Source organism: Sphingomonas crusticola (assembly GCF_003391115.1).
Taxonomy (GTDB): domain Bacteria; phylum Pseudomonadota; class Alphaproteobacteria; order Sphingomonadales; family Sphingomonadaceae; genus Sphingomonas_I; species Sphingomonas_I crusticola.
The window spans coordinates 413528-436738 of record NZ_QTJP01000001.1; the positions used below are offsets into that span (position 1 = coordinate 413528).

Genomic DNA, 23211 nt, shown 5'->3' on the forward strand with positions numbered 1-23211 from the left:
GGGACATCACGCGAAGAGGTCGACCACCTCCGCATCGGCCGCCACCGAACGCAGCAAAAGCGTGCGGTGGCATCCGCCCGGCTCGCGTTCGAAACATAAAAGGGCCGATGGCTTCTCCTCGGCCAGTTCCAGCATCTGTGCCGCCTGGACCATCGCCTCCGGCAATTCCAGCTGACCCGCATAGACGCGCTCGAGCACGTCATGCCTGCCCTTGCGCGCGGCCTCCCGCCCCTCGGGCGGCGTACCCAGCGCGCGCAAATGGACATAATCGATCCCCTGCTCGGCGAGCCCGCGGGCGAGGATATTCTTGGAGAAACCGGGGCGGCGCGACAGCGGCACCGCGCGCACATCGATCAACCGCTGGACGCCGGCGGCCTGGAGCGCGGCGATCAATTCCGGCTGGGTCGCCTTCTCATAACCGATCGTGAAGATCTTCATGCCGATGCGAACGTGACCGCCTCGATATTGTTGCCATCCGGATCGTGGACGAACGCGGCATAATAATCGGGACGGTAATGCGGGCGCAGGCCGGGCGCGCCATTGTCCCTGCCGCCGGCCGCCAGCGCCGCGGCGTGGAAGGCATCGACCTCGCCGCGCGTGCGGGCGGCCAGCGCGACATGTGTGCCCTCGCCCACTTTCTCATTGTCGCCGACCCAGAGAAACGGCTTGCCGTCGCTGCCGAAGCCATGGGCGGTACCGCCCGCTTCGGTCTGCTCGGGCGTTGCGCTCATCACCAGGGTGATGCCCAGCGGCGCGAGCGCCGCCGCGTAGAAAAGGCGCGACCGTTCCGCGTCGCGCACCGCAAAGCCGATATGATCGATCATCCACTTTCCTCCATGAATGCGGATCGATTATCCGCCTGACGCCTATCCGTTGCCGACGGCCGCACAAGGTCGATCGCGCTTAAGTCTCTCGCTCCTTCAGCATTCGGTGCCGAGGAATCCAAGGATGGTCGCCCTGGCGCCGACGGGCAAAAAGAAAAAAACACCAGAAACGAACTTGATGATTTGTGCGGCGCAGCACAGCCGATCAGCTTGGCGTCCGCGAGAGCCTCTGCGGATGAGACGCGCCCTGCCCGGATGCGCATCAGCCTTATTATTCTCACACCGAGAAAAAGCCAGCGCGCGCGCCAAAGGAGCTCATCGGGCCGCCTTATCGTATGCACTATGCGTACAGATGTCAACCGGCGGCAGAAAATCATCGCATCCGCGCGCAAGCGCCGAGCCCCTCAACTTCGGAAAAGCCGGCCCGGGCGCCAGAAGTCCGCACACAGCATAGGGATCGCGCGGACGTCGTCGTTTAGCTGACGCTAATCGCTGCCGACATTGGTGGCGAGCTCCCGGCTTTTGCCCCAGGTTCCACCCATGTGCGTGAACATCGCCTTGTCGTCGAAGAGCGTCGCGAGGGAGTCGACCTTCTTGTCCGCCATCCAGTCCCATTTGGACTTCGCCAGATCGATCAGCGCTTGCTCCGTGGCGCTATGCGTGGCGGCGGTCTTGATCGTCTCCGTCGGAGGCGCGGGCGGTTGCTGTGCGGAAGCGGGCTGTGCTGCTAACGATGCAAGGATCAGACTGATAGCCAAGGTTCTCATGTCACCCTTCTTCTAGGATATGGACGTACGCAGAGCTTGGTCGGTCGTGGCTTCGATTTCTTTTGACGCGCGCGGTGGCGCCTCGACGCCCGACAAAGACGGGACCGCCGCGGCAACCACGCGCCCTTCACCCTCGATCGCACGCGCGGCCCCGTTCACCTTCGATCCCACGTTTCGTCGGCCGACGCCGCGGTTGCCGGCGCATGCCACCGCTTTAATGGAAAGCGTTTCCGAAGATTAGCCAGGATAAATTACTCGGGCCTATGACTCCCTGTCATGAACCTACTGCCCGACATGCGGCGTGGGGAGCTCGGCCGCTTGGCGATCTTCATGGCGAGAGGAGTGCAGCTTCAACAAGCTGCGGCGAAGCTGGGCGTCGCCTCGGCCTCGCTTCCGATCGCGCGCCATCGAGCCAGCCGATGCGCTCGTTCTTACTGCGTGGCGCGAAGTATGACGTCGACCGTTTCCTCCGGCATGTCCCACATTGGAAAGTGGCCACTGGACTCAAACCAGTGGAGTTGTGCGGACGGGAACGCAGCCTTCGCACGGGCGGCCTGTCTCGGCAGGCATAGCCTGTCATATTTGCCCCAGCCGATCACGATGCGGCCGGTGCTATCGGCAGCAGGCCCGGTCTGCTCGGGTCCGGTCGCAAGGTTATCGACCAATGCGTCGAATGTCAGCGTTGTACTAAAACCGATCAGCTCGGTCGCGACGAGCTGCGGTTCAAGCGCCCACGGACGCGCGGAGAATTGCGCCAGCAGTGCAGTGCGCGACGCCGCGTTACGGCTCAACATCGGGAGACCGGGTCGAATTGCCCGCAACAAGCGGCCCGAGACACCAATCGTGGTCTTGAAGAAGGTGCGCTCCCAACCACGCCAGAACCCGCCCGGGTCAAGCGCGACCACGTTTCCGACAGCGCCGCGTCGCGCAAGTTCGAGCGCCATCCGCGCCCCCATCGAACTGCCGACGATATCGATCCCGCTTAGCCCGTTTTCCACGATGTAGCGCTGGACGCTGCCGACCAGGCCGTCAAAGGTCCCGCTGTCGTGTTGCGCCGGGGTCGCGCCATGTCCGGGCAGGTCGATCGCGATCACCGTCCGACTGACGCTGAGCGAGTCCAGAATGGGGCTCCAGGAGCGCCAGCTTCCGCCCAGGCCGTGGACAAGCAGCAATTTGCGACCGGCGCCGCGATTGATCTGATGCATCTTTTACCGTTCTTGTCGCCGAGAACGGCTCAACGGCCACGGTCCGTGTATGGCGCCAATGGATCTGCGACCCATGCCGATCCAGCCACGAATGCGCATCGGTGCGACATGGGCAGTCGCAATGAGTGCAGAGGACGGCTTCATTCCACTCTTTATTGCCGAGGCTGCAGATTGCGTTCGCTTCAAGGACCCGGCGGGGCAGCCCTGAATGACCGATTGTCGGAGACAGCCACCCATAGCGTACGTTCACACACTGCGGGTCGCCGCCTATTTCTCGGCGAGCTTCTTCGCAGCCTGCAGCAATTCCACCGGCATCATCGTGATGATCGTCGAATTATGCTCGCCGCCGATCTCCGCGAGCGTCTGCAGCCGCCGCAATTCCAGCGCGCCTTCGGTGCCGCCGATGATGCCGGCGGCTTCGGCCAGCTTCTGCGCCGCCTCCTGCTCGCCCTCGGCCTTGATGATGCGCGCGCGTTTCTCGCGGACCGCTTCGGCCTCGCGGCCGATCGCGCGCTGCATCTGTTCGGGGATATCGAGATCCTTCATCTCGATCGAATCGACCACCACGCCCCAATGATCGCAGGCGCGGGCGAGCATATCCTGCAGCCGCTGGTTGATCAGCAGCCGCTCCTTGAGCATCTGATCGAGATCGCTCTGGCCGATCGCGTCGCGCATCGCCGTTTCGGCCGCCTGGATCACCGCGCCCTGCCAGTTCTGCACGGTGGTGACGACCTGGGTCGCATCCTTCGCCCGGAACCACAGGACGGCGTTGACCTTCACCGGCACGCCGTCGCGCGTCACCGTCTCCTGCGTTTCCAGCACGCTGGTGATCGTGCGCAGATCCACCCGCACGGCGCGATCGATCCATGGGATCAGCCAATACCAGCCGGGGCCCTTGGGCTCGCCCAGCCGACCGAGCCGGAACAGGACGGCGCGTTCATATTCCTGATTGACGCCGAACGACTTGAAGATGGTCGGCAGCAGGATGGCCAGCAGCGCGATCACGGCAACCAGCCCGGCGGTAATCATCATCTTGTCTCTCCCACCGGCCCACGAACCGGCAGGAACATCCTAGGCGCTTGGCCGGTGACGCACCAGATTCCCAATGTCGGGGGCGGGCCCGCCGGTTTCCGTCCAGCGCACGCGCGGCCCTGTTTTTTTCCAGATATTTATGGCAGCTTCGCCGCGCATGAGGCAGCTCACCATGGCCCCCCTGCCCGCTCGCGCGGCATTATGCTGGATGCTTGCCCTGGCAGTGGCGGGGTGCGGGCGATCGTCCGACGATTCGCAGGCGACGAGCGATCGCAGCGCCGCCCCCGGATGGTTTGCGCAGTCGCCCCAGGCGGCAGCGCGGGCCTATGTCGCGCAATTCACGAAAAAGGATCCCGACGCCTGTTTCAAGCAGGACGTGGCGCTGAGGCATCCGCAGCTCAGGGCGCGCGCCGGCGGGCTCGGTCCGCGCGTTCCGCCCATCCGCGTGATCGTGATGATCGACGGCTCTGGCTCGATGGCCGGGCGCATGGGCGGGAAGACGAAGCTTGAGCTGGCGCGCGAGGCGGCGGCGAGTTTCATCGACGGCCTGCCGGCGTCGGTGCAGACGTCGCTGCTGGTCTTCGGGCAGCAAGGGAATAACCAGGCGGCGGGCAAGGCCAAATCCTGTTCCGCGATCGACGTGATCGCGCCGATGTCGCCGGATCGAGCGGGGTTTCGCGCGGCCCTGGGACAGGTACGGGCGGTCGGCTGGACGCCGCTCGCCGCCGGGCTGGATCGGGCCGAGGCGCTGCTGTCCGCCTCCGCCACGCCGGGGGAACAGATCATCTATGTGGTGTCCGACGGCGAAGAGACGTGCGGCGGCGACCCGGTGGCTGCGGCCAAAAGGATCAACGCCGGGCGCACCCGGGCGATCGTCAACGTGATCGGCTTCAACCTGCCGTCCGGTGAGGCGGCAAAGCTGTCCGCGGTCGCGCGCGGCGGCGGCGGTCGTTTCGTCAACGTGGCGAACGAGGCGGAGCTGGCGCGATACGATGCCGAAGTGCGCGAAAGTATCCGGCGGACGGACAATGAGGTGGCAACCAGCATCGCCACGACCGACAATGACGTTGCGACCAGCATCGCCGTCACCGATGCCGATACGTGCACCAGCATTCTCGTCACGGACGAGGACACGGCGATGTCGATCGACCTCACCGATCGCGAAGTCGCGGGCAAGCCCGTCGCCTTCCGCAAGGATGCAGAGGCGCTGCTGAAGGCCCGTCACGCAGCGATACGGGCGCGGTTCGAAGCCTATCGCGCCCGGCTTACCGGTGCGGAGGCGGCGGCGAAGAAGGGCATCGACAGCGCGGCCCAGGCCGTGCGCTGACGCGCCGGACCACACGATCGTCTGAACAACGCGCTCATGATGCCGAAATAGGGTCTGCCCATTGCAGAGGGCCGGCCGCGCGATTCCCGACGGTTCACGCGCGGCGCAATCTGCCCTAGGCGCTTGGCGCATGACGCATCAGATTCACATTATCGGCGGCGGCCTGGCCGGGTCGGAAGCGGCCTGGCAGCTCGCCGAGGCGGGCTTCAAGGTTCGCCTGTCGGAAATGCGCGGGGTCGAGCCGACCCCTGCCCACCACACGGATCAACTGGCTGAACTCGTCTGCTCCAACAGCTTCCGATCGGACGATGCCGAGCATAATGCGGTCGGCCTGCTGCATGCCGAGATGCGCGCGCTGGGATCGCTGATCCTGACCCAGGCGGACAAGCATCGCGTGCCCGCCGGATCCGCGCTGGCGGTCGATCGGGAGGGCTTCGCCGAGGGTGTGACGCAGGCGATTGCCGGGCATGCCAATATCGAACTGGTCCGCGAACGCGTCGATAGCCTGCCGGACGGACCGGCGATCGTGGCGACGGGACCGCTGACCGGAGCGATGCTGGCCGAGGCGGTACGGGCCGAGACGGGTGAGGATGCGCTCGCTTTCTTCGACGCGATCGCGCCGATCGTGCACCGCGATTCGATCGACATGACAATCGCCTGGTTCCAGTCCCGCTGGGACAAGGGGGACGGCCACGATTATATCAACTGCCCAATGAACAAGGACGAATATCTCGCTTTTCACGCGGCGCTGCTCGCCGGCGAGAAAGGCGAGTTCCGCGAGTGGGAAAAGGACACGCCCTATTTCGAGGGCTGCATGCCGATCGAGGTCGCGGCCGAGCGTGGCGTCGATACGTTGCGCTATGGGCCGATGAAGCCGGTCGGGCTGGACGATCCGCGCACCGGGCGCTGGCCCTATGCGGTCGTGCAATTGCGTCAGGACAATGCGCTCGGCACGCTGTGGAATATCGTCGGCTTCCAGACCAAGCTCAAACATGCCGAACAGGTGCGCGTGTTTCGCATGATTCCGGGCCTGCAGAATGCCGAATTCGCACGGCTGGGCGGCCTGCACCGCAACACCTTCATCCAGAGCCCGAAGCTGCTGGACGGCAGCCTGCGCCTCAAATCGCGCCCCAACATCCGTTTCGCCGGCCAGATTACGGGTTGTGAGGGCTATGTCGAAAGCGCCGCGATCGGCCTGCTCGCCGGCCGCTTTGCCGCGGCCGAACTTGGCGGCACTTCGCTGACCGCCCCGCCCCAGGAGACGGCTTTGGGCGCACTGCTCGGTCATATTACCGGCGGCGCGCAGGCGGAGACCTATCAGCCGATGAACGTCAATTTCGGCCTGTTCCCGCCGCTCGAGGTCAAGAGCAAGAAGGCCGATCGCAAGGGCCTGATGGCGGCGCGCGCGCGCGCGGCGCTGCAGGATTGGCAGGTGGCCGCCCATGGCTGATCCCGCGCCAGCGCTGCGCCAGGTGCTGCATGTCGGGTGCGGAACCGCCACGATCGCCAACATGCCGGCCGGTTTCCAGGACGGCAGCTGGAAGGAAGTCCGCTTCGACATCAATCCCGACGTCGCGCCCGACATCATCGGCACGATCACCGACATGGACGCGGTCGACAGCGACAGCGTCGATGCGGTCTATTCCTCGCACAATATCGAGCATGTCTTCCCGCACGAGGTGGATGGCGTGCTTGCCGAGTTCCGGCGCGTCATCAAGCCCGACGGGTTCGTGGTGGTGACCTGCCCCGATCTTGAGGAAGTGGCGAAGCACATCGCCGCGGGCCGGCTGGAAGACCCGCTCTACACCTCGCCGTCCGGGCCGATCGCGCCGCTCGACATACTCTACGGTCATGGTGCAGCGATCGCGCGCGGCGAAGTCTATATGGCGCACCGTACCGGCTTCACGGTCAAGACGCTCGGCGCGCATGCGCAGGCAGCCGGCTTTGCCGGGTTCGGCCTGCGCCGCCGTCCGCAAAATTTCGACCTGTGGCTGATCGCGACCAAATTGCCGGTGGCCAACGATCATGTCGCCGACCTGCTAAGGCGGTTCGCGCGCGCCTGATCAGGGCGACAGGAAGACGTCGCCGGCGCGCACGATCGTGATCCGGCCGTCGGCGCGACGCAGCAACAAAGCGCCATCCTTGTCGAGCCCCTCGAACAAGCCCTCGGCGGCGCTGCTGGTAAGCGCGCTGCCGATGGGATGCGCCCGCTGCAGCCAGCGCGCACGCACCGCCGCCAGCCCCTCGCCGCGCCAGCGCGCGAGCCAGCGCGCAAAGGCCTCGGCAAGGTCGGCGAGAAAAACCGCGGGATCGGGAGCCCCGGCCGTCAATGCGGCGATGCTGGTGGTGGGCCGCTCGAGATTTTCGGGATGGTATGCGAGGTTGACGCCGAAGCCGATCACGACGGCGTCGTCCGCCCGCTCCAGCAGGATGCCGGCGAGTTTGGCCGGCCCCGCCATCAGATCGTTGGGCCATTTGAGCTGAAGTTTACCCGGCGCATAGGCCGACGCGACCTCCTCCAGCGCAACCGCCGCCACCAGCGCCAGCGTGGCCGCTTCGGGCTCGCCCGGATGCAGGCGCACGATCGTGCTCGCATAAAGATTGCCGACGGGCGACAGCCAAGCACGGCCGACACGGCCGCGGCCGCTGGTCTGGCGTTCCGCCCGCAGCCACAGCCCTTCCGATGCCCCCGTGCGGGCGGCATCCAACAGGTCGGCATTGGTCGATCCGGTCTCGGCGACCGTGCGGATCGTGGGTGTCAGAACAGCGCCCTGGCCGCGGCCATGCTGGTCGCCGTCAGGAACGGAATGGCCAGATAGCCGAGCGGCGAGATGAACAGCGCGCTGGCGACCATCAGCCCGCCTTCGACCTTGCTATCGCGCGGCGCGAACGCCGACACTGGCTCGTCGATATACAACGTCTTGACGATCTTGAGATAATAGAAGGCGCTGATCACGGACGCCGCGATGCCCAACGCCGCGAGCGGCCACCAGCCGATATTCACCAGCGCCTGGAATACGACGACCTTCGGCCACAGGCCGAGCAGCGGCGGGATGCCGGCGAGGCTGAACATGAACATCGTCAATGCGAGCGCCAGGCCCGGACGGGTGCGGGACAGACCGGACAAAGCGGAGATGTCTTCGATCGGATTGCCGTCGGCATCGCGCATCTGCAGCACGCACACGAAGCTTCCCACCGTCATGACGATATAGACCGCCATGTAGAACAAGACCGACGCGGCGCCCGCCTGGTTACCGGGGATCACCCCGAGCACGGCGAAGCCGACATTGTTGATCGAGGAATAAGCCAGCAGGCGCTTGATATTGGTCTGGACGATGGCGGCAAGCCCGCCCCACACGATCGAGGCGATGCCGACCACGGCGATGATCTGCCGCCAGGCTTCCGTCACCGGGCCGAGCGCCTCGATCGCGACGCGCACCAGCAACACCACCGCCGCCACCTTGGGCGCCGAGGCGAAGAAGGCGGTGACCGGCGTCGGCGCGCCTTCGTAGACGTCGGGCGTCCACATGTGGAACGGTACGATCGACGCCTTGAAGAAGATTCCCGACAGCACGAAGATCAGGCCCATCAGGCGGCCAATCTCGACATCGTGCGCCGCCGCCGTGCGGAAGACGGTGGCGATCCTGTCGAACGTCGTCGTGCCGGTGAAGCCGTAGAGCAAAGAGATGCCGTAAAGCAGGATGCCGCTCGCGAGCGCGCCGAGGATGAAATATTTGAGGCCCGCCTCGGCCGAGCGCTGATCGCGCCGCATGAAGCTGGCCAGCACATAGGCGGCGAGGCTCTGCAGCTCCAGCCCGACGTAAAGCGTGAGCAGATCGCTCGCCGAAACCATCATGCCCATGCCGGCCGTGGAGAGCAGGATCAGGACCGGATATTCGGCGCGCAGCGGACCGCCGCGGGCGAACCAATTGGGCGCGATCACGATCGCGACGGCGGAACCGATATAAATCAAGACCTTGGCAAAGGCGGCAAAGGCATCGGCGCGGTACAGCCCGCCGAAGGCGGCGCCCGCATGACCGGCCGGCCCGAGCAGCGACAAGCCCGCCAGGAGCAACAGCACAACCGAGGCCCAGCCGATGCCGCGTGTGGCACCGTCACCGCGCCAGGCGGCGACGAGCAACAGCAGCATCGCACCCACCGACAGGATAAGTTCGGGCAAGGTGGCGAGGAAATAAGTGGAGGACATCAATGTGCCTCCGCCGCGGCGACCGCGACCGGGCGGTTGCCCCTGGCCAGTTTGGAGTCACCCCCGTGCCAGGCGGGATCGACCCGCGCCAGCACCACGCCGACATCCTTGCGCATCGGCGCCATGAAACTCTCCGGATAAACGCCCATCCACAACACGACGAGCGCGATCGGTACGAGCAGGACGAACTCGCGCGGCGACAGATCGGACATGGCCGCGACGTCGGGTTTGTCGAGCGGGCCCTGCGCCACCCGGCGATACAGATAGAGCATATAAGCCGCGCCGAGGATGATGCCGGTTGTCGCGACGAACGCCGCCCAGGTGGAGGCGCCGTAAATTCCCATCATGCTCAGGAATTCGCCGACGAAGCCGGACGTGCCCGGCAAGCCGACCGACGCCATGGTGAAGAGCAGGAACAACGCGGCGTAATAAGGCATGTTGGTCGAGACGCCGCCGTAGCGCGAAATCTCGCGCGTATGCAGACGATCATAGACCACTCCAACGCACAGGAAGAGCGCGCCGGAGACGAGGCCGTGGCTGAGCATCACCAGCAGCGCCCCTTCCAGGCCCTGCCGATTGAACGCGAACAGGCCGAAAGTGACGAACGCCATGTGGGCGACCGACGAATAAGCGATGAGCTTCTTCATGTCCTGCTGCACCAGCGCCACCAGCGAGGTGTAGACGATGGCGATGCCGCTGAGCGTCGCGATCAGCCAGAACAATTGCGCACTAGCGATCGGGAACATCGGCAGCGAGAAGCGGATGAAGCCGTACCCGCCCATCTTCAGCAAGACGCCGGCGAGGATGACCGAGCCCGCGGTCGGCGCCTGGACGTGGGCATCGGGCAGCCAGGTATGGACCGGCCACATCGGCATCTTGACCGCGAACGAGGCGAAGAAGGCCAGGAACAGCCAGGTCTGCGCGTGCGGTGGGAAATTGGTGTTCATCAGCACCGGGATGCTCGTGGAATGAGCGAAATTGGCCATCCACAGCATCGCGATCAGCATCAGTACCGAGCCGAGCAGCGTATAAAGGAAGAATTTATAGGAGGCATAGATGCGGTCCTGTCCGCCCCAGATGCCGATCAGCAGGTACATCGGGATCAGGCCTGCTTCGAAGAAGATGTAGAACAGGAACATGTCCTGCGCGGCGAACACGCCGAGCATCAGCGCCTCGGTCGCCAGCAGGGCGGCCATATATTCCGGCACCCGCTTCTCGATCGAAACCCAGCTGGCGAGGATGCAGATCGGCATCAGGAATACCGACAATTCGATCAGCATCAGTGCGATGCCGTCAATGCCGAGCGCCCAGCCGAAGCTGCCAAACAGGGGCGCACTCTCGGTAAACTGCCACTGCGCGCCGCCGGTCTGGTAGGTCGCCCACAACAGGATGCCGATCGCGAAATCGATCAGCGTTACGACCAGCGCGATCCAGCGCGCCGCCTTCGCGTCGGCGAACAGGCACGCAATCGCGGCGAAGATCGGCAGGCCGATCAGCAGGCTGAGAATGGGAAAGCCGAGCTGGTTCATGTCAGGCCGCCATCGCCCAGGTTGCCGCGGCGGCAAGGCCGAGCAGCATCACCAGCGCATAGGTATAGACGTAGCCCGACTGGAGCCGGCGGCTGACCACCGCGCCCGCCTGCACCACCCAGGCGGCGCCATCGGGGCCAAAGCGGTCGATCGTCTTCTGATCGCCGCGTTTCCAGAAAAGACGGCCGAGCGCGAAAGCGGGGCGGACGAACAGGAAATCGTACAATTCGTCGAAATACCATTTGTTGAGCAGGAAAGCGTAAAGCCCCTGGAAGGTGGCGGTGAAGCGCGCCGGCACGGTCTTGTCCGCGACATAGGCGTAATAAGCGAGGACGAAGCCGATGATCATGACGATCGTCGCCGACAGCTTCACGAACATCGGCACGCGCTCGACCGACTCCATGAACTCGGTGTTGAACCACAGGCTGCCCTGCCAGAAAGCATGGCCATGCTCGCCGATGAAGGGGCCGGCAAAGACATATCCTGCGAAGATCGCACCGATGCTGAGCACCACCAACGGCACGAGCATCGTCCACGGGCTTTCGTGCGGATGATAGCCCGCGGTGCCGTGGGCGACATCCTGCGCGCCCGGGGAATGGACGTTCGGTTCCGACCCCGCGCCCTCGTCGGGCGCCTCGTGATCGGCGTCGGCACGATGTTGCTCGACATGCTGACCATGCGCCGCCGCATGATGCTCGTCACCGTGGTGACCGTGGCCATGCGCATCGTGCATCGCATGCTGGATATGCTCGGACGCCGCCCAGCGCGGCTCGCCGAAGAAAGTCAGGAAGATCAGCCGCCACGAATAGAAGCTGGTGAGCAGGGCCGCGCTCACGCCGACGAAGAAGGCGATGCCGCCGGCGGTGGTGCCGCGCGCATAGGCCGCCTCGATGATCGCGTCCTTCGAATAGAAGCCGGCGAAGCCGAACACTTCCTCGATGCCCAGGCCGGTAATCGCGAGCGTGCCCGCCAGCATCGCCCAGAAGGTGATCGGGATATGCTTCCGCAGGCCACCATAGAAACGCATGTCCTGTTCGTGGTGCATGGCGTGGATGACCGAGCCGGCACCGAGGAACAGCAAGGCCTTGAAGAAGGCGTGCGTGAACAGGTGGAACATCGCCCCGCCGAAGGCGCCGACGCCGGCCGCGAAGAACATGTAGCCGAGCTGGGAGCAGGTCGAATAAGCGATAACGCGCTTGATGTCGGTCTGAACGGTGCCGACCGTCGCCGCGAACAAGGCAGTCGCGGCGCCGACATAGGTCACGACCGTCAACGCGGTCTGGCTGGTTTCGAACAAGGGCGACAGGCGGCACACCATGAACACGCCGGCGGTAACCATCGTGGCGGCATGGATCAGTGCCGACACCGGCGTCGGGCCCTCCATCGCGTCCGGCAGCCAGACGTGGAGGCCAAGCTGCGCGGACTTGCCCATCGCGCCGACGAACAGCAGCAGGCACAGCAAGGTCATCGTATCGACCCGGCCGCCGAGGAAGCCGATGGTCGAGCCGGCCATGCCCGGCGCCGCGGCCAGGATCGCGGGGATCGAGACGGTACCGAACACGAGGAACACGCCGAAGATGCCCAGGCTGAAACCGAAGTCTCCGACGCGGTTGACGACGAACGCCTTGATCGCCGCCGCCTGCGCCGACGGCTTTTCATACCAGAAGCCGATCAGCAGGTAGGAGGCGAGACCAACACCTTCCCAGCCGAAGAACATCTGGATGAGATTGTCGGCGGTCACCAGCATCAGCATCGCGAAGGTGAAGAGCGACAGATAAGCGAAGAAGCGCGGCTGCGACGGATCCTCCGCCATATAGCCCCAGCTATAGAGATGGACGAGGCTTGAGACCGTCGTCACCACGACCAGCATCACCGCCGTCAGCGTATCGACCCGCAACGACCAGTCGACCTGCAGATCGCCCGAGCTGATGAAGCTCAGCACCTTGACCACGTGCGCGGTATCGGTGCCGTTGAGGAAGCCGAGGAAGATCGGCCAGGCGAGCGCGCACGACCCGAACAAAGCCACGGTCGTGACCAGCTTGGCCGGCACGTTGCCGATGGCGCGATTGCCGAGGCCTGCGACGATCGCGGCCAGCAGCGGCAGGAAGACGAGGGCAATAATCACGCCGGTATCAGCCCTTCATCCGATTGACGTCGTCGACCGAGATCGTGCCGCGGCCGCGGAAATAGATGACGAGGATGGCAAGGCCGATCGCGGCCTCGCCCGCCGCCACGGTCAGCACGAACATCGCGAACACCTGCCCGACCAGATCGTGGAGATAGGCCGAGAAAGCGACGAGGTTGATGTTCACGCTCAGCAGGATCAGCTCGATCGCCATCAGGATGATGATGATGTTCTTGCGGTTGAGGAAGATGCCGAACACGCCGGTCACGAACAGGATCGCCGAGACGGCGAGATAATGGGTCAATCCGATCACAGCTCGACCCCCTGCCCGACGACGGGTTGCGTGTTGCGCGTCGCGTCTTCGGGGCGGCGCATATTCTGGCGTGAAATATTCTGGGTGCGCACGTCGCCGCGCTTGCGGTGGGTCAACACGATCGCGCCGATCAATGCCACCAGCAGCACCAGCCCCGCGCCTTCGAAGATATAGAGGTAACGCGTGTAGATCAGGATACCGAGCGCCTGGATGTTGGGGATGCCGGCCGCATCCGGCGTCGGCGCGACCCGCGACAATTCAAGGCCGCCCGCGCTCCACGCGCTTTCCGCGAAGATGATCTCGCCCGCGAGCAAGGCCACCAGGCCGATGCCAAGCGGCAGGTATCGCGCAAAGCCCGAGCGCAATTCGGCGAAGTCGATGTCGAGCATCATCACGACGAACAGGAACAACACCGCGACCGCGCCGACATAAACAATGATCAGCAGCATCGCGATGAACTCGGCACCGACCAGCACCATCAGGCCAGCGGCGTTGAAGAAGGCGAGGATCAGCCACAGCACGCTGTGCACCGGGTTGCGCGCGGTCACGCACAGCACGCCCGACAGCACGGTCACGACCGCGAACAGGTAAAAGGCGATGATCTGGATCACGGCTGCTCGGAGGCCCCTTGCGAGTTGCGGCGCGGCTTAACGGTAGGGTGCATCGGCGGCAAGGTTCTGCGCGAGGATCGGCTCCCACCGGTCTCCGTTCGCGATCAGCTTGGCCTTGTCGTAGATGAGCTCTTCGCGCGTCTCGGTCGAATATTCGAAATTCGGCCCCTCGACGATCGCATCGACCGGGCAGGCTTCCTGGCAGAAGCCGCAGAAGATGCACTTGGTCATGTCGATGTCGTAACGCGTGGTGCGGCGGCTGCCGTCCTCGCGCGGTTCGGCCTCGATCGTGATCGCCTGCGCCGGGCAGACAGCTTCGCACAATTTGCACGCGATGCAGCGTTCCTCGCCATTGGGATAGCGACGCAACGCATGCTCGCCGCGGAAGCGTGGGCTCAGCGGGTTCTTCTCATGCGGATAGTTGATCGTCGCCTTCGCCTTGAAGAAGTAGCGCAGCGTCTTGGCGTGCGCCTTCACGAACTCCCACAGGGTGAAGGATTTGATGAGATAGGCGACGTTCATGGGTGCATTCCGTAGCGGGTGACCATCAGATAGCCGGAGACCAGGAACACCCAGAACAGCGACAGCGGCAGGAACACCTTCCAGCCGAGGCGCATGAGCTGATCGTAACGGTAGCGCGGCACCGTCGCCTTCACCCACGAGAAGACGAAGAAGAAGAACAGGATCTTGCCGAACAGCCAGACGATACCGGGCACGGCGTAGAGGATGGGAATGTCCAACGGCGGCAGCCATCCGCCCCAGAACAGGGTGGCGTTGAGCGCGCACATCAGCAGCACATTGCCATATTCGCCGAGCCAGAAGAGCGCGAAGCTCATCGACGAATATTCGGTCTGGTAGCCGGCGACGATCTCGCTTTCGGCCTCGGTCAGGTCGAACGGCGCGCGCGCCGTCTCCGCCATCGAGGAGATGAGGAACATCACCGCCATCGGGAACAGCAGGGGATTGAAGCCATAGGCGTTGACGAAGCCAAAGATATGGCCGCGTTGCGCGGTGACGATGGCGTTGAGGTTGAAGCTGCCCGTCCACAGCACGACCGAGATCACGATGAAGCCGATCGAGACCTCATAGCTTACCATCTGCGCAGCGGCGCGGATCGCCGAATAGAAGGGATATTTGGAGTTGGACGCCCAGCCCGACAGGATCACGCCGTAGACGCCGATCGAGCTCACCGCGAGCAGGTAGAGCAGACCGACATTGATGTTGGCGAGCACCGCGCGTGGCCCGAACGGGATCACCGCCCACGCCGCCAGCGCGACCGTGAAGGTGATGATCGGCGCGATCAGGAACAGGCCGCGATTGGCCGCCGACGGAATGATCGTTTCCTGCAGGAAGACCTTGAGCCCGTCCGCGAACGACTGGAGGAGACCGAACGGGCCGACGACGTTCGGCCCGCGCCGCAACGCCATCGCCGCCCAGATCTTGCGATCGGCGTAGATGATCATCGCCACCGCCAGCATCAGCGGCAGCGCGATGACGAGAATGTCGATCAAGGTGGCGAGGAACCACGCGCCTTCATAGGGCAGGAAGCCGGTGAACCAGCGGGTCATGCGCGGTGCTCCCGCCAGTGATCCAGCCGGTCGATCAACAGGGCTCCAAGGAAAGGCAGTACAGCGGAACTAAGCGCATTCGCAGCAGCGGCGACGATCAGCCAAAGACGATCGCGAGCTTGGCCAGCGTCAAGCGCGCCAAGCGCAACCGGAAGGAAGCTAAGGAGGGCTACAAAGATCGCGACCGCAAACAGAAGTTTGGCGCCGTTATGCATTGCCCAGGCGAAACCCGTCGTCATTCGGCCGCCTCCGCGTAAGTCTGGCCGTGGAGGATTTCGGCCGAGCAGCGCTGCATCGTGTCGCTGGCGCGCGCGATGGCGTTGGTCAGGTAGAAGTCCTGGATCGGATAGGCGATCGCGCCCGAAGCCTCGGCCGCGAGCTTCGGCACCGACCATGCATAGCTGGCGAGCCCGGGCTGCGCCAAAGCGGGCACCTCGGCGGCCATCTGGGCGCGCAGCGCGTCGAGCGTGTCGAACGGCAAGGTCATGCCGAGCACGTCGGACAGCGCCCGGAAGATTGCCCAATCCTCGCGCGCGTCGCCGGGCGGGAAGACCGCGCGGTCGCCACGCTGCACGCGGCCTTCGAGATTAACGTAGGTGCCGCTCTTCTCGGCATAGCTGGCCGCCGGCAGGATCACATCGGCGATGGCTGCGCCATGATCGCCATGATGGCCGACATAGACCTTGAAGCTGCTGCCCAGCGCCGTTTCCGGAACTTCGTCGGCGCCGAGCAGGAAGGTGAGCTTCGGCGCCGCCTTCGTCACGTCGGCGATGCCGCCCTGCTGCGCGTAGCCCAGCATCAACCCGCCCATGCGCGAGGCCGCCATGTGCAGGACGTTATAGCCGTTCCAGCCGTCCTTGATCAGGCCGAGGCTGTCGATCAGGCCGAGGCTTGCGCCCTGCCCCGCCTTCAACCCCGCGCCCCCGACGATCACGGCCGGACGCTGCGCCTTGCCGAAAAAGTCGGTCACATCCGAACCGAGCGCGCCGAGCAGGCCGAGATCGTTGCCGAGCCACGTCACCGGATAGGTCAGATCGACTTCAGGCCCGATCGCGAACACCTTGGCGCCGCGCTTGACCGCCTTGCGGATGCGCGTGTTGACCAGAGGCGCTTCCCAGCGGACGTTCGAACCGACGATCAGGATCGCGTCCGCCGTCTCGATACCGGCGATGGTCGAATTGAAGTTGACCGCCGCGATGCTGGACGTGTCGTAGGCAAGCCCGGTCTGGCGCCCTTCCAAGAGGGTCGAGCCCATCCGGCCGAGCAATGCCTTGGCGGCATACATCGTTTCGCAATCGACCAAATCGCCGGCGATCGCGGCGACGCTCGATCCGGCGTTTACCGCCTTGATAGCCGCGAATGCCTCGGCCCAGGTCGCGGGCTGCAGCTTGCCGTCGCGGCGCACATAGGGCTTGTCGAGGCGACGACGGACGAGACCGTCGACATGGTGGCGCGTCTTGTCCGACGCCCATTCCTCGTTGACGTCCTCATTGACGCGCGGCAGCGCGCGCAGGACCTGACGGCCGCGGCTGTCGAGGCGGATGTTGGTGCCGAGCGCATCCATCACGTCGATCGCGAAGGTCTTCTTGAGCTCCCACGGCCGCGCCTCAAACGCGTATGGCTTGGAGGTCAGCGCGCCCACCGGGCACAGATCGACGACATTGCCCGACAGCTCGGACGAGATTGCGTGCTCCAGATAGGAGGTGATCTGCATATTCTCGCCGCGATAGAGCGCGCCGATCTCCTCGACGCCGGCGACTTCCTCGGCGAAACGTACGCAGCGCGTGCACTGGATGCAGCGGGTCATGACCGTCTTGACGATCGGCCCCATATATTTCTCGGTAACCGCGCGCTTATTCTCGTGAAAACGCGTGAAGCCACGGCCGTAGGCCAGGCTCTGGTCTTGGAGGTCGCATTCGCCGCCCTGGTCGCAGATCGGGCAATCGAGCGGGTGGTTGATGAGCAGGAACTCCATCACCCCTTCGCGCGCCTTCTTGACCATCGCGCTGTCGGTGCGGATTTCCTGATTGTCGGCGGCGGGCAGCGCACAGGAAGCCTGCGGCTTGGGCGGCCCAGGCTTCACCTCGACCAGGCACATGCGGCAATTGCCGGCGATCGACAGCCGTTCGTGATAACAGAAACGCGGGATTTCCTTGCCGGCGGCTTCGCACGCCTGAAGCACGGTCGCGCCGTTCGGCACTTCGACTTCGATTCCGTCGACGGTCAGTTTGGGCATATCGGTTACTCTGCCGCCACGGCGAAGATCTCGCCGCGACGCTCATTGATGCGCCGCTCGATCTCCGGGCGGAAATGGCGGATCAGGCCCTGGATCGGCCATGCCGCGGCGTCGCCGAGGGCGCAGATGGTGTGGCCCTCGACCTGCTTCGTGACTTCCTGGAGCAGATCGATTTCGTGCAGATCGGCCTCGCCGGTGCGCAGCCGTTCCATCACGCGCCACATCCAGCCGGTGCCCTCGCGGCACGGCGTGCACTGGCCGCAGCTCTCATGCTTGTAGAAGTAAGATATGCGGCTGATCGCGCGGACGATGTCGGTCGACTTGTCCATCACGATCACCGCCGCCGTGCCGAGGCCCGAGCCGAGCTCGCGCAGCCCGTCGAAATCCATCGGCGCGTCCATGATCTGCGCGGCCGGCACCAACGGCACCGACGATCCGCCGGGGATCACGGCGAGCAGATTGTCCCAGCCGCCGCGGATGCCGCCGGCATGCTTCTCGATCAGTTCGCGGAAGCTGATGCCCATCGCTTCCTCGACGACCGTCGGCGTGTTCACGTGGCCGCTGATCTGGAAGAGCTTGGTGCCCTGATTCTTATCGCGGCCGATGCCGGCGAACCAGGCCGGCCCGCGCCGCAGGATCGTCGGCACGACCGCGATCGATTCAACATTGTTGACGGTGGTCGGGCAGCCATAGAGGCCGACGCCCGCCGGGAAGGGCGGCTTGAGGCGCGGCTGGCCCTTCTTGCCTTCAAGGCTTTCTATCTGCGCGGTTTCCTCACCGCAGATATAGGCGCCGGCACCACGATGGACGAACACGTCGAAATCATAGCCGGAGCCCGCCGCGTTCTTCCCGAGCAGGCCCTTGTCATAGGCTTGAGCGACGGCGGCGAAGAGGTTCTCCGCCTCGCGGATGAACTCGCCACGGATGTAGATATAGGCGGCACGCGCGCGCATCGCGAAGCCGGCGATCAGCGCGCCTTCGAGCAATTTATGCGGGTCGTGGCGCAGGATTTCGCGATCCTTGCACGAACCGGGCTCGGATTCGTCGGCGTTGATCAGCAGGAAGCTGGGGCGGCCGGGCTTCGGTTCCTTGGGCATGAAGCTCCACTTCATGCCGGTCGGGAAGCCTGCCCCGCCGCGGCCGCGCAGGCCCGACGCCTTCACATCCTCGATGATCTGGTCCTGGCCGCGGACCATCAGGTCCTTGGTATTGTCCCAGTCACCACGCTTCAGCGCGCCTTCGAGCCCCCAATCCTGGAAGCCGTAAATATTGGTGAAGATGCGATCTGCGTCAGCGAGCATGGGAGCCTCTCGCCTTCGTAAAAGCGCGGGTCACAAGGCCCCAGAGCAGGCCAGCGGGGATGGCGAGGGCGACCAGTTTGGGGATATCATGCAGCGGGGTCGGTTCTCCCCGCAGCCAGTTCAGCACCAACAAAGTCGGCACGAACAAGGCGGCCCACAGCAGCCCGGCGAGCAGCGGATGCTTGTTAAGGTTCACCCCAAGAAAATGAGTCCTGCTCATCGCCCCTGCCCCACCAGTTTCTCCGCCGCGAAATAGACGATCACCGCCAGCGCCAGCCCGAGCCCGAGCGCCACCAGGCCGATGACGAGCTTGAGCAGCAGCACGAACAGCACGACGCCGACAATAAGGGCGAGGATGAGCGGCATCAGGAGGTATACTCCTTCAACACGGTCGGACCGCCGACCGGCGCCGCCAGGAAGCGATCGACCTGCGGACCCGGCTTGGGCGTTTCGCCGCGTGCCAGCGCCTCGAGGATCGCCGTCGTCGTCTCGAACGTCAGATCCTCGTAATTGTCGTCGTTGATCTGCACCATCGGCGCATTGACGCAGGCACCAAGGCATTCGACCTCGGTCAGCGTGAACAGGCCGTCGGGCGTGGTGTGGCCCTTCTTGAGGCCCTTCTTGTAACAGGCGTCGAGCACATCGTCCGATCCGCGCAGCATGCATGGCGTCGTGCCGCACACCTGGACATGATAGCGGCCGACCGGCGCCATATTGTACATCGTGTAGAAGCTGACGACCTCGAGCGCGCGAATGTAGGGCATGCCTGCCTGCTTGGCGACATATTCGATCACCGGCACGGGCAGCCAGCCCTGGGTATTGGTCTCGGCGCCGACCTGACGCTGGGCGAGATCGAGCAAAGGCATGATGGCCGAATGCTCGCGCCCCTTGGGGTAGCGACCCATGACCACCTTGACCTGCTCGGCATTCTCGGCCGTCCAGGTGAAATTGCCCCAGCGTGCGCGGGTCTCGGTTTCGTCGGGGATTTGGGCTGCGTCAGCCATGCTTCATCCCCTTCCGATGCCGCCAGAGTTCCACGACGCCGAAGCCGATTGCGATCGAAACAATCGTGATCGCAGCCCGCAAAAAGTCAAAGGGCTCCTTCGCGACAGTTGAGCGCAACGCATTCCCCATGACGGCAACAAGCGCACCCGCCCCAATTCCAGCCAATAGATTAGAGAACCGGATCACCGGTCGCACTCCCCGAACACGATGTCGATCGCGGACAGGACGGCGGTGGTGTCGGCCAGCATGTGGCCGCGCATCATGAAGTCCATCGCCTGCAGGTGGCTGAAGGCCGTCGGGCGGATCTTGCAGCGATAGGGCTTGTTGCTGCCGTCGGAGATCAGGAACACGCCGAACTCACCCTTGGGGCTTTCGGTCGCGACATAGACTTCGCCGGCGGGCACGTGGAAGCCCTCGGTATAGAGCTTGAAGTGATGGATGAGCGCTTCCATCGACTGCTTCATCTCGCCGCGCTTCGGCGGCACAACCTTGCGGTCGAGGCTGGCAATCTCGCCTTCCGGCATTTCGGCCAGGCACTGCTTCATGATCCGCATCGACTGGCGGACCTCTTCGACCCGCACCATGAAGCGGTCATAGCAATCGCCGCGCGTGCCGACCGGCACGTCGAAATCCATGCGATCATAGACGTCGTACGGCTGCGACTTGCGGATATCCCAGGGGATGCCCGCGGCCCGGATCATCGGGCCGGAAAAGCCCCAGGCGATCGCGTCGTCGCGGCTGACCAGCCCGATATCGACATTGCGCTGCTTGAAGATGCGGTTGTCGGCAACGAGGCTGATCGCGTCTTCGAACAATCGCGGCATACGCTCGTCGAGCCACGTGCCGATATCGGTCAGCAGCTTGAGCGGCACGTCCTGATGGACGCCGCCGGGGCGGAACCAGGCTGCGTGCATGCGCGCGCCGGAGGCACGCTCGAAGAAGTTCATGCAATCTTCGCGGATCTCGAACAGCCACAGATTGGGCGTCATCGCGCCGACATCCATGATGTGCGAACCGAGATTGAGCATGTGGTTGCTGATGCGGCTCAGCTCCGCGAAGAAAACGCGCAGATATTGCGCGCGCAGCGGCACCTCGATCCCCAGCAGCTTCTCGATGGCGAGCACATAGCTGTGCTCCATGTTGAGCGGCGAGCAATAATCCAGCCGGTCGAAATAAGGCAGCGCCTGGAGGTAGGTCTTATATTCGATCAGCTTCTCGGTGCCGCGATGGAGCAGGCCGACATGCGGATCGACGCGCTCGACGATCTCGCCATCCAGCTCCAGCACGAGGCGCAGCACGCCGTGGGCGGCAGGATGCTGCGGCCCGAAATTGATCGTGTAATTCTGGATCGCGACTTCGCCCGACGCCGGATCCATCGTCACGCCCTGGCTCGGCGGCACAGTCGTGCCGGCCTCGGCGACCGACGGCATATCGGCATCGGCGACGCCGATGGTGACGGTGCGACGGCTCACTTCTTCACCTCGTCCGCCTTGAGCGGGGTCGGCGCGCCCGGCGCTTCCGGCGCCTTGGCCTTTTCATCGCCGGGAAGGATATATTCGGCACCCTCCCACGGGCTCATGAAGTCGAAATTGCGGAAGTCCTGCGCCAGCTTGACCGGCTCATAGACGACGCGCTTCTCTTCTTCCGAGTAACGCAGTTCGACATAGCCGGTCAGCGGGAAATCCTTGCGCTGGGGATGCCCCTTGAAGCCGTAATCCGTGAGGATGCGGCGCAGATCGGGATTACCCTCGAACAGCACGCCGTACATGTCATAGACTTCACGTTCGAGCCACCCTGCGACCGGCCACAACCCCGTCACCGACGGCACCGGATTGGTCTCGTCGGTCGCGACATGGACGCGGATGCGGTGATTCTTGGTCAGGCTGAGCAGGCAATAGACGACCTCGAACCGCTCCGGGCGGTCCGGATAGTCGACGCCGGCAATCTCCATGAGTTGCTGATAGGCGAGATCGTCGCGCAGGATCCGCAAGGCATCCACCACCTGCCCGCGCTTCACGTCGAGCCGGATTTCACCGACGCTCTCCGCCGCATGGATCAATGCATCGCCGAGCGCGGCGGTCGCCGCGTCGATCACGCCGTCATTGCTGGCATATTTCGGGAAGCTCACCGCTCGATCGTCCCCACGCGGCGGATCTTCCGCTGCAACTGCATCACGCCATAGAGCAGGGCCTCGGCGGTCGGCGGGCAGCCGGGCACATAGATATCGACCGGCACGATCCGGTCGCAGCCACGCACGACGCTGTAGCTATAATGATAATAGCCGCCGCCATTGGCGCACGAGCCCATCGAGATGACATATTTCGGCTCGGACATCTGATCGTAAACGCGGCGCAAGGCCGGGGCCATTTTGTTGCAGAGCGTGCCGGCGACGATCATCACGTCCGACTGGCGCGGTGATGCGCGGGGCGCGACGCCAAATCTTTCAAGATCATAGCGCGGCATGTTCACATGGATCATCTCGACCGCACAGCAAGCGAGGCCGAACGTCATCCACCACAGCGAGCCGGTCCTGGCCCATTGGAACAATTCCTCGGTCGAGGTGACGAGGAAGCCCTTGTCCTGAACCTCGGAGTTCAGCCCGGTGAAGAAATCGGGGTCGGGAAGCCGGCTCTCCTGCGGATGCGGATCGAGCGGCTGCGGCAGCGTCACTCCCATTCGAGAGCTCCCTTCTTCCAGGCATAGGCAAAACCGACCGCCAATTCGATCAGGAAGATCATCATCGCGGCCCAGCCGGCAAAGCCAATCCCACCCAGCGCGACCGCCCACGGATAGAGGAAGGCAGCTTCCAGATCGAACACGATGAACAGGATCGCGACGAGGTAGAAGCGCACGTCGAATTGCGCGCGGCTATCCTCGAAGGCGGGGAAGCCGCACTCATATTCGGCCAGCTTCTCGGGCGTCGGCTTCGACGATCCCGTAAAGCGCGACGCGAGCATCGGCAGCACCACGAAGGCGGTCGACAAGGTCACCGCGACGGTAAGAAACATCAGGATCGGCAGGTAGCCTGCAGCGACGCTTTCCATCGATCCGAAACACTCCGAGGGGGAGGCGTTAGCAGGAGCCTCCAAAGTCGCGATTTCCCTAAGCGCGCCGCACCTGCGAAGCAAGCGCCCGAGCAGTGAGAATGACTCGCAATTAGA

The 23211-nt window shown here is 64.4% G+C and carries 27 protein-coding genes; 3 read left to right on the forward strand and 24 right to left on the reverse strand.

Going from position 1 to position 23211, the window contains the following annotated elements; all coding sequences use genetic code 11:
• Positions 1-6 precede the first annotated feature (6 nt).
• The 5 genes from DX905_RS01955 to DX905_RS01980 all read right to left on the reverse strand — a co-directional run bounded on the left by DX905_RS01955 (position 7) and on the right by DX905_RS01980 (position 3828).
• Complete coding sequence (locus DX905_RS01955) at positions 7-438, reverse strand: DUF488 domain-containing protein (protein ID WP_116089828.1); 432 nt, start codon at positions 436-438, stop codon at positions 7-9.
• Positions 435-824 (reverse strand): VOC family protein, encoded by a 390-nt coding sequence (locus tag DX905_RS01960; RefSeq protein ID WP_116089829.1) that lies wholly within the window; start codon positions 822-824, stop codon positions 435-437. The genes DX905_RS01955 and DX905_RS01960 overlap by 4 nt, the downstream gene beginning before the upstream one ends.
• A gap of 485 nt (positions 825-1309) precedes the next feature.
• The gene (locus tag DX905_RS01965; RefSeq protein WP_116089830.1) at positions 1310-1591 is read right to left on the reverse strand and encodes a hypothetical protein; all 282 of its coding nucleotides are present in this window, start codon (positions 1589-1591) and stop codon (positions 1310-1312) included.
• Between the two features lie 431 nt (positions 1592-2022).
• On the reverse strand, positions 2023-2796 hold the full coding sequence (locus tag DX905_RS01975; protein WP_116089832.1) for an alpha/beta fold hydrolase: 774 nt from the start codon (positions 2794-2796) through the stop codon (positions 2023-2025).
• Positions 2797-3063: 267 nt separating this feature from the next.
• Positions 3064-3828, reverse strand: a complete 765-nt coding sequence (locus tag DX905_RS01980; protein ID WP_116089833.1) for a slipin family protein — start codon at positions 3826-3828, stop codon at positions 3064-3066.
• Between the two features lie 172 nt (positions 3829-4000).
• On the opposite strand from DX905_RS01980, the gene DX905_RS01985 reads away from it, so the two are divergent.
• From DX905_RS01985 to DX905_RS01995, 3 genes are all read left to right on the forward strand, one after another.
• Positions 4001-5155 carry a vWA domain-containing protein gene (locus DX905_RS01985; protein ID WP_162875414.1) on the forward strand — a complete coding sequence of 385 codons (1155 nt, stop codon included), beginning with the start codon at positions 4001-4003 and terminating at the stop codon, positions 5153-5155.
• Positions 5156-5285: 130 nt separating this feature from the next.
• Positions 5286-6605, forward strand: a complete 1320-nt coding sequence (trmFO, locus tag DX905_RS01990) for a methylenetetrahydrofolate--tRNA-(uracil(54)-C(5))-methyltransferase (FADH(2)-oxidizing) TrmFO (protein WP_116089835.1) — start codon at positions 5286-5288, stop codon at positions 6603-6605.
• A complete protein-coding gene (locus tag DX905_RS01995) occupies positions 6598-7218 on the forward strand; it encodes a class I SAM-dependent methyltransferase (protein WP_116089836.1) in 621 nt (206 codons plus the stop codon). The genes trmFO and DX905_RS01995 overlap by 8 nt, the downstream gene beginning before the upstream one ends.
• Here DX905_RS01995 and DX905_RS02000 read toward each other — a convergent pair whose 3' ends face one another.
• From DX905_RS02000 to ndhC, 19 genes are all read right to left on the reverse strand, one after another.
• Entirely contained in the window at positions 7219-7905 is a 687-nt protein-coding gene (locus DX905_RS02000; protein WP_116089837.1) for a biotin--[acetyl-CoA-carboxylase] ligase, read from the reverse strand. It abuts the gene before it with no gap.
• Between the two features lie 8 nt (positions 7906-7913).
• Positions 7914-9362, reverse strand: coding sequence for an NADH-quinone oxidoreductase subunit NuoN (nuoN, locus tag DX905_RS02005; protein WP_116089838.1), 1449 nt, complete (start codon positions 9360-9362; stop codon positions 7914-7916).
• Positions 9362-10891 carry an NADH-quinone oxidoreductase subunit M gene (locus DX905_RS02010; protein WP_116089839.1) on the reverse strand — a complete coding sequence of 510 codons (1530 nt, stop codon included), beginning with the start codon at positions 10889-10891 and terminating at the stop codon, positions 9362-9364. Before DX905_RS02010 ends, nuoN begins: the two co-directional genes overlap by 1 nt.
• A 1-nt stretch (position 10892) precedes the next feature.
• Positions 10893-13016, reverse strand: coding sequence for an NADH-quinone oxidoreductase subunit L (gene nuoL, locus DX905_RS02015; RefSeq protein ID WP_116089840.1), 2124 nt, complete (start codon positions 13014-13016; stop codon positions 10893-10895).
• Between the two features lie 7 nt (positions 13017-13023).
• Positions 13024-13329 (reverse strand): NADH-quinone oxidoreductase subunit NuoK, encoded by a 306-nt coding sequence (gene nuoK, locus DX905_RS02020; protein WP_116089841.1) that lies wholly within the window; start codon positions 13327-13329, stop codon positions 13024-13026.
• The gene (locus tag DX905_RS02025; protein WP_116089842.1) at positions 13326-13940 is read right to left on the reverse strand and encodes an NADH-quinone oxidoreductase subunit J; all 615 of its coding nucleotides are present in this window, start codon (positions 13938-13940) and stop codon (positions 13326-13328) included. The genes nuoK and DX905_RS02025 overlap by 4 nt, the downstream gene beginning before the upstream one ends.
• A gap of 36 nt (positions 13941-13976) precedes the next feature.
• Positions 13977-14462, reverse strand: a complete 486-nt coding sequence (gene nuoI / locus DX905_RS02030) for an NADH-quinone oxidoreductase subunit NuoI (protein ID WP_116089843.1) — start codon at positions 14460-14462, stop codon at positions 13977-13979.
• Positions 14459-15508 (reverse strand): NADH-quinone oxidoreductase subunit NuoH, encoded by a 1050-nt coding sequence (gene nuoH / locus DX905_RS02035; protein ID WP_116089844.1) that lies wholly within the window; start codon positions 15506-15508, stop codon positions 14459-14461. The genes nuoI and nuoH overlap by 4 nt, the downstream gene beginning before the upstream one ends.
• A complete protein-coding gene (locus tag DX905_RS02040; RefSeq protein ID WP_116089845.1) occupies positions 15505-15747 on the reverse strand; it encodes a hypothetical protein in 243 nt (80 codons plus the stop codon). Before DX905_RS02040 ends, nuoH begins: the two co-directional genes overlap by 4 nt.
• Entirely contained in the window at positions 15744-17744 is a 2001-nt protein-coding gene (gene nuoG, locus DX905_RS02045) for an NADH-quinone oxidoreductase subunit NuoG (protein WP_116089846.1), read from the reverse strand. The genes DX905_RS02040 and nuoG overlap by 4 nt, the downstream gene beginning before the upstream one ends.
• A 5-nt stretch (positions 17745-17749) precedes the next feature.
• Complete coding sequence (gene nuoF / locus DX905_RS02050; RefSeq protein WP_116089847.1) at positions 17750-19045, reverse strand: NADH-quinone oxidoreductase subunit NuoF; 1296 nt, start codon at positions 19043-19045, stop codon at positions 17750-17752.
• Positions 19035-19265 (reverse strand): hypothetical protein, encoded by a 231-nt coding sequence (locus tag DX905_RS02055; RefSeq protein WP_116089848.1) that lies wholly within the window; start codon positions 19263-19265, stop codon positions 19035-19037. The genes nuoF and DX905_RS02055 overlap by 11 nt, the downstream gene beginning before the upstream one ends.
• Entirely contained in the window at positions 19262-19411 is a 150-nt protein-coding gene (locus tag DX905_RS15895; protein ID WP_162875415.1) for a hypothetical protein, read from the reverse strand. The genes DX905_RS02055 and DX905_RS15895 overlap by 4 nt, the downstream gene beginning before the upstream one ends.
• The gene (locus DX905_RS02060; protein WP_116089849.1) at positions 19411-20049 is read right to left on the reverse strand and encodes a complex I 24 kDa subunit family protein; all 639 of its coding nucleotides are present in this window, start codon (positions 20047-20049) and stop codon (positions 19411-19413) included. The genes DX905_RS15895 and DX905_RS02060 overlap by 1 nt, the downstream gene beginning before the upstream one ends.
• The gene (locus tag DX905_RS15900) at positions 20042-20236 is read right to left on the reverse strand and encodes a hypothetical protein (protein WP_162875416.1); all 195 of its coding nucleotides are present in this window, start codon (positions 20234-20236) and stop codon (positions 20042-20044) included. The genes DX905_RS02060 and DX905_RS15900 overlap by 8 nt, the downstream gene beginning before the upstream one ends.
• A complete protein-coding gene (locus DX905_RS02065) occupies positions 20233-21426 on the reverse strand; it encodes an NADH-quinone oxidoreductase subunit D (RefSeq protein ID WP_116092256.1) in 1194 nt (397 codons plus the stop codon). The genes DX905_RS15900 and DX905_RS02065 overlap by 4 nt, the downstream gene beginning before the upstream one ends.
• A 92-nt stretch (positions 21427-21518) precedes the next feature.
• Positions 21519-22178 (reverse strand): NADH-quinone oxidoreductase subunit C, encoded by a 660-nt coding sequence (locus DX905_RS02070; protein ID WP_116089850.1) that lies wholly within the window; start codon positions 22176-22178, stop codon positions 21519-21521.
• The gene (locus DX905_RS02075) at positions 22175-22726 is read right to left on the reverse strand and encodes a NuoB/complex I 20 kDa subunit family protein (protein WP_116089851.1); all 552 of its coding nucleotides are present in this window, start codon (positions 22724-22726) and stop codon (positions 22175-22177) included. Before DX905_RS02075 ends, DX905_RS02070 begins: the two co-directional genes overlap by 4 nt.
• A complete protein-coding gene (ndhC, locus tag DX905_RS02080) occupies positions 22717-23094 on the reverse strand; it encodes an NADH-quinone oxidoreductase subunit A (RefSeq protein WP_116089852.1) in 378 nt (125 codons plus the stop codon). The genes DX905_RS02075 and ndhC overlap by 10 nt, the downstream gene beginning before the upstream one ends.
• Positions 23095-23211 lie beyond the last annotated feature (117 nt).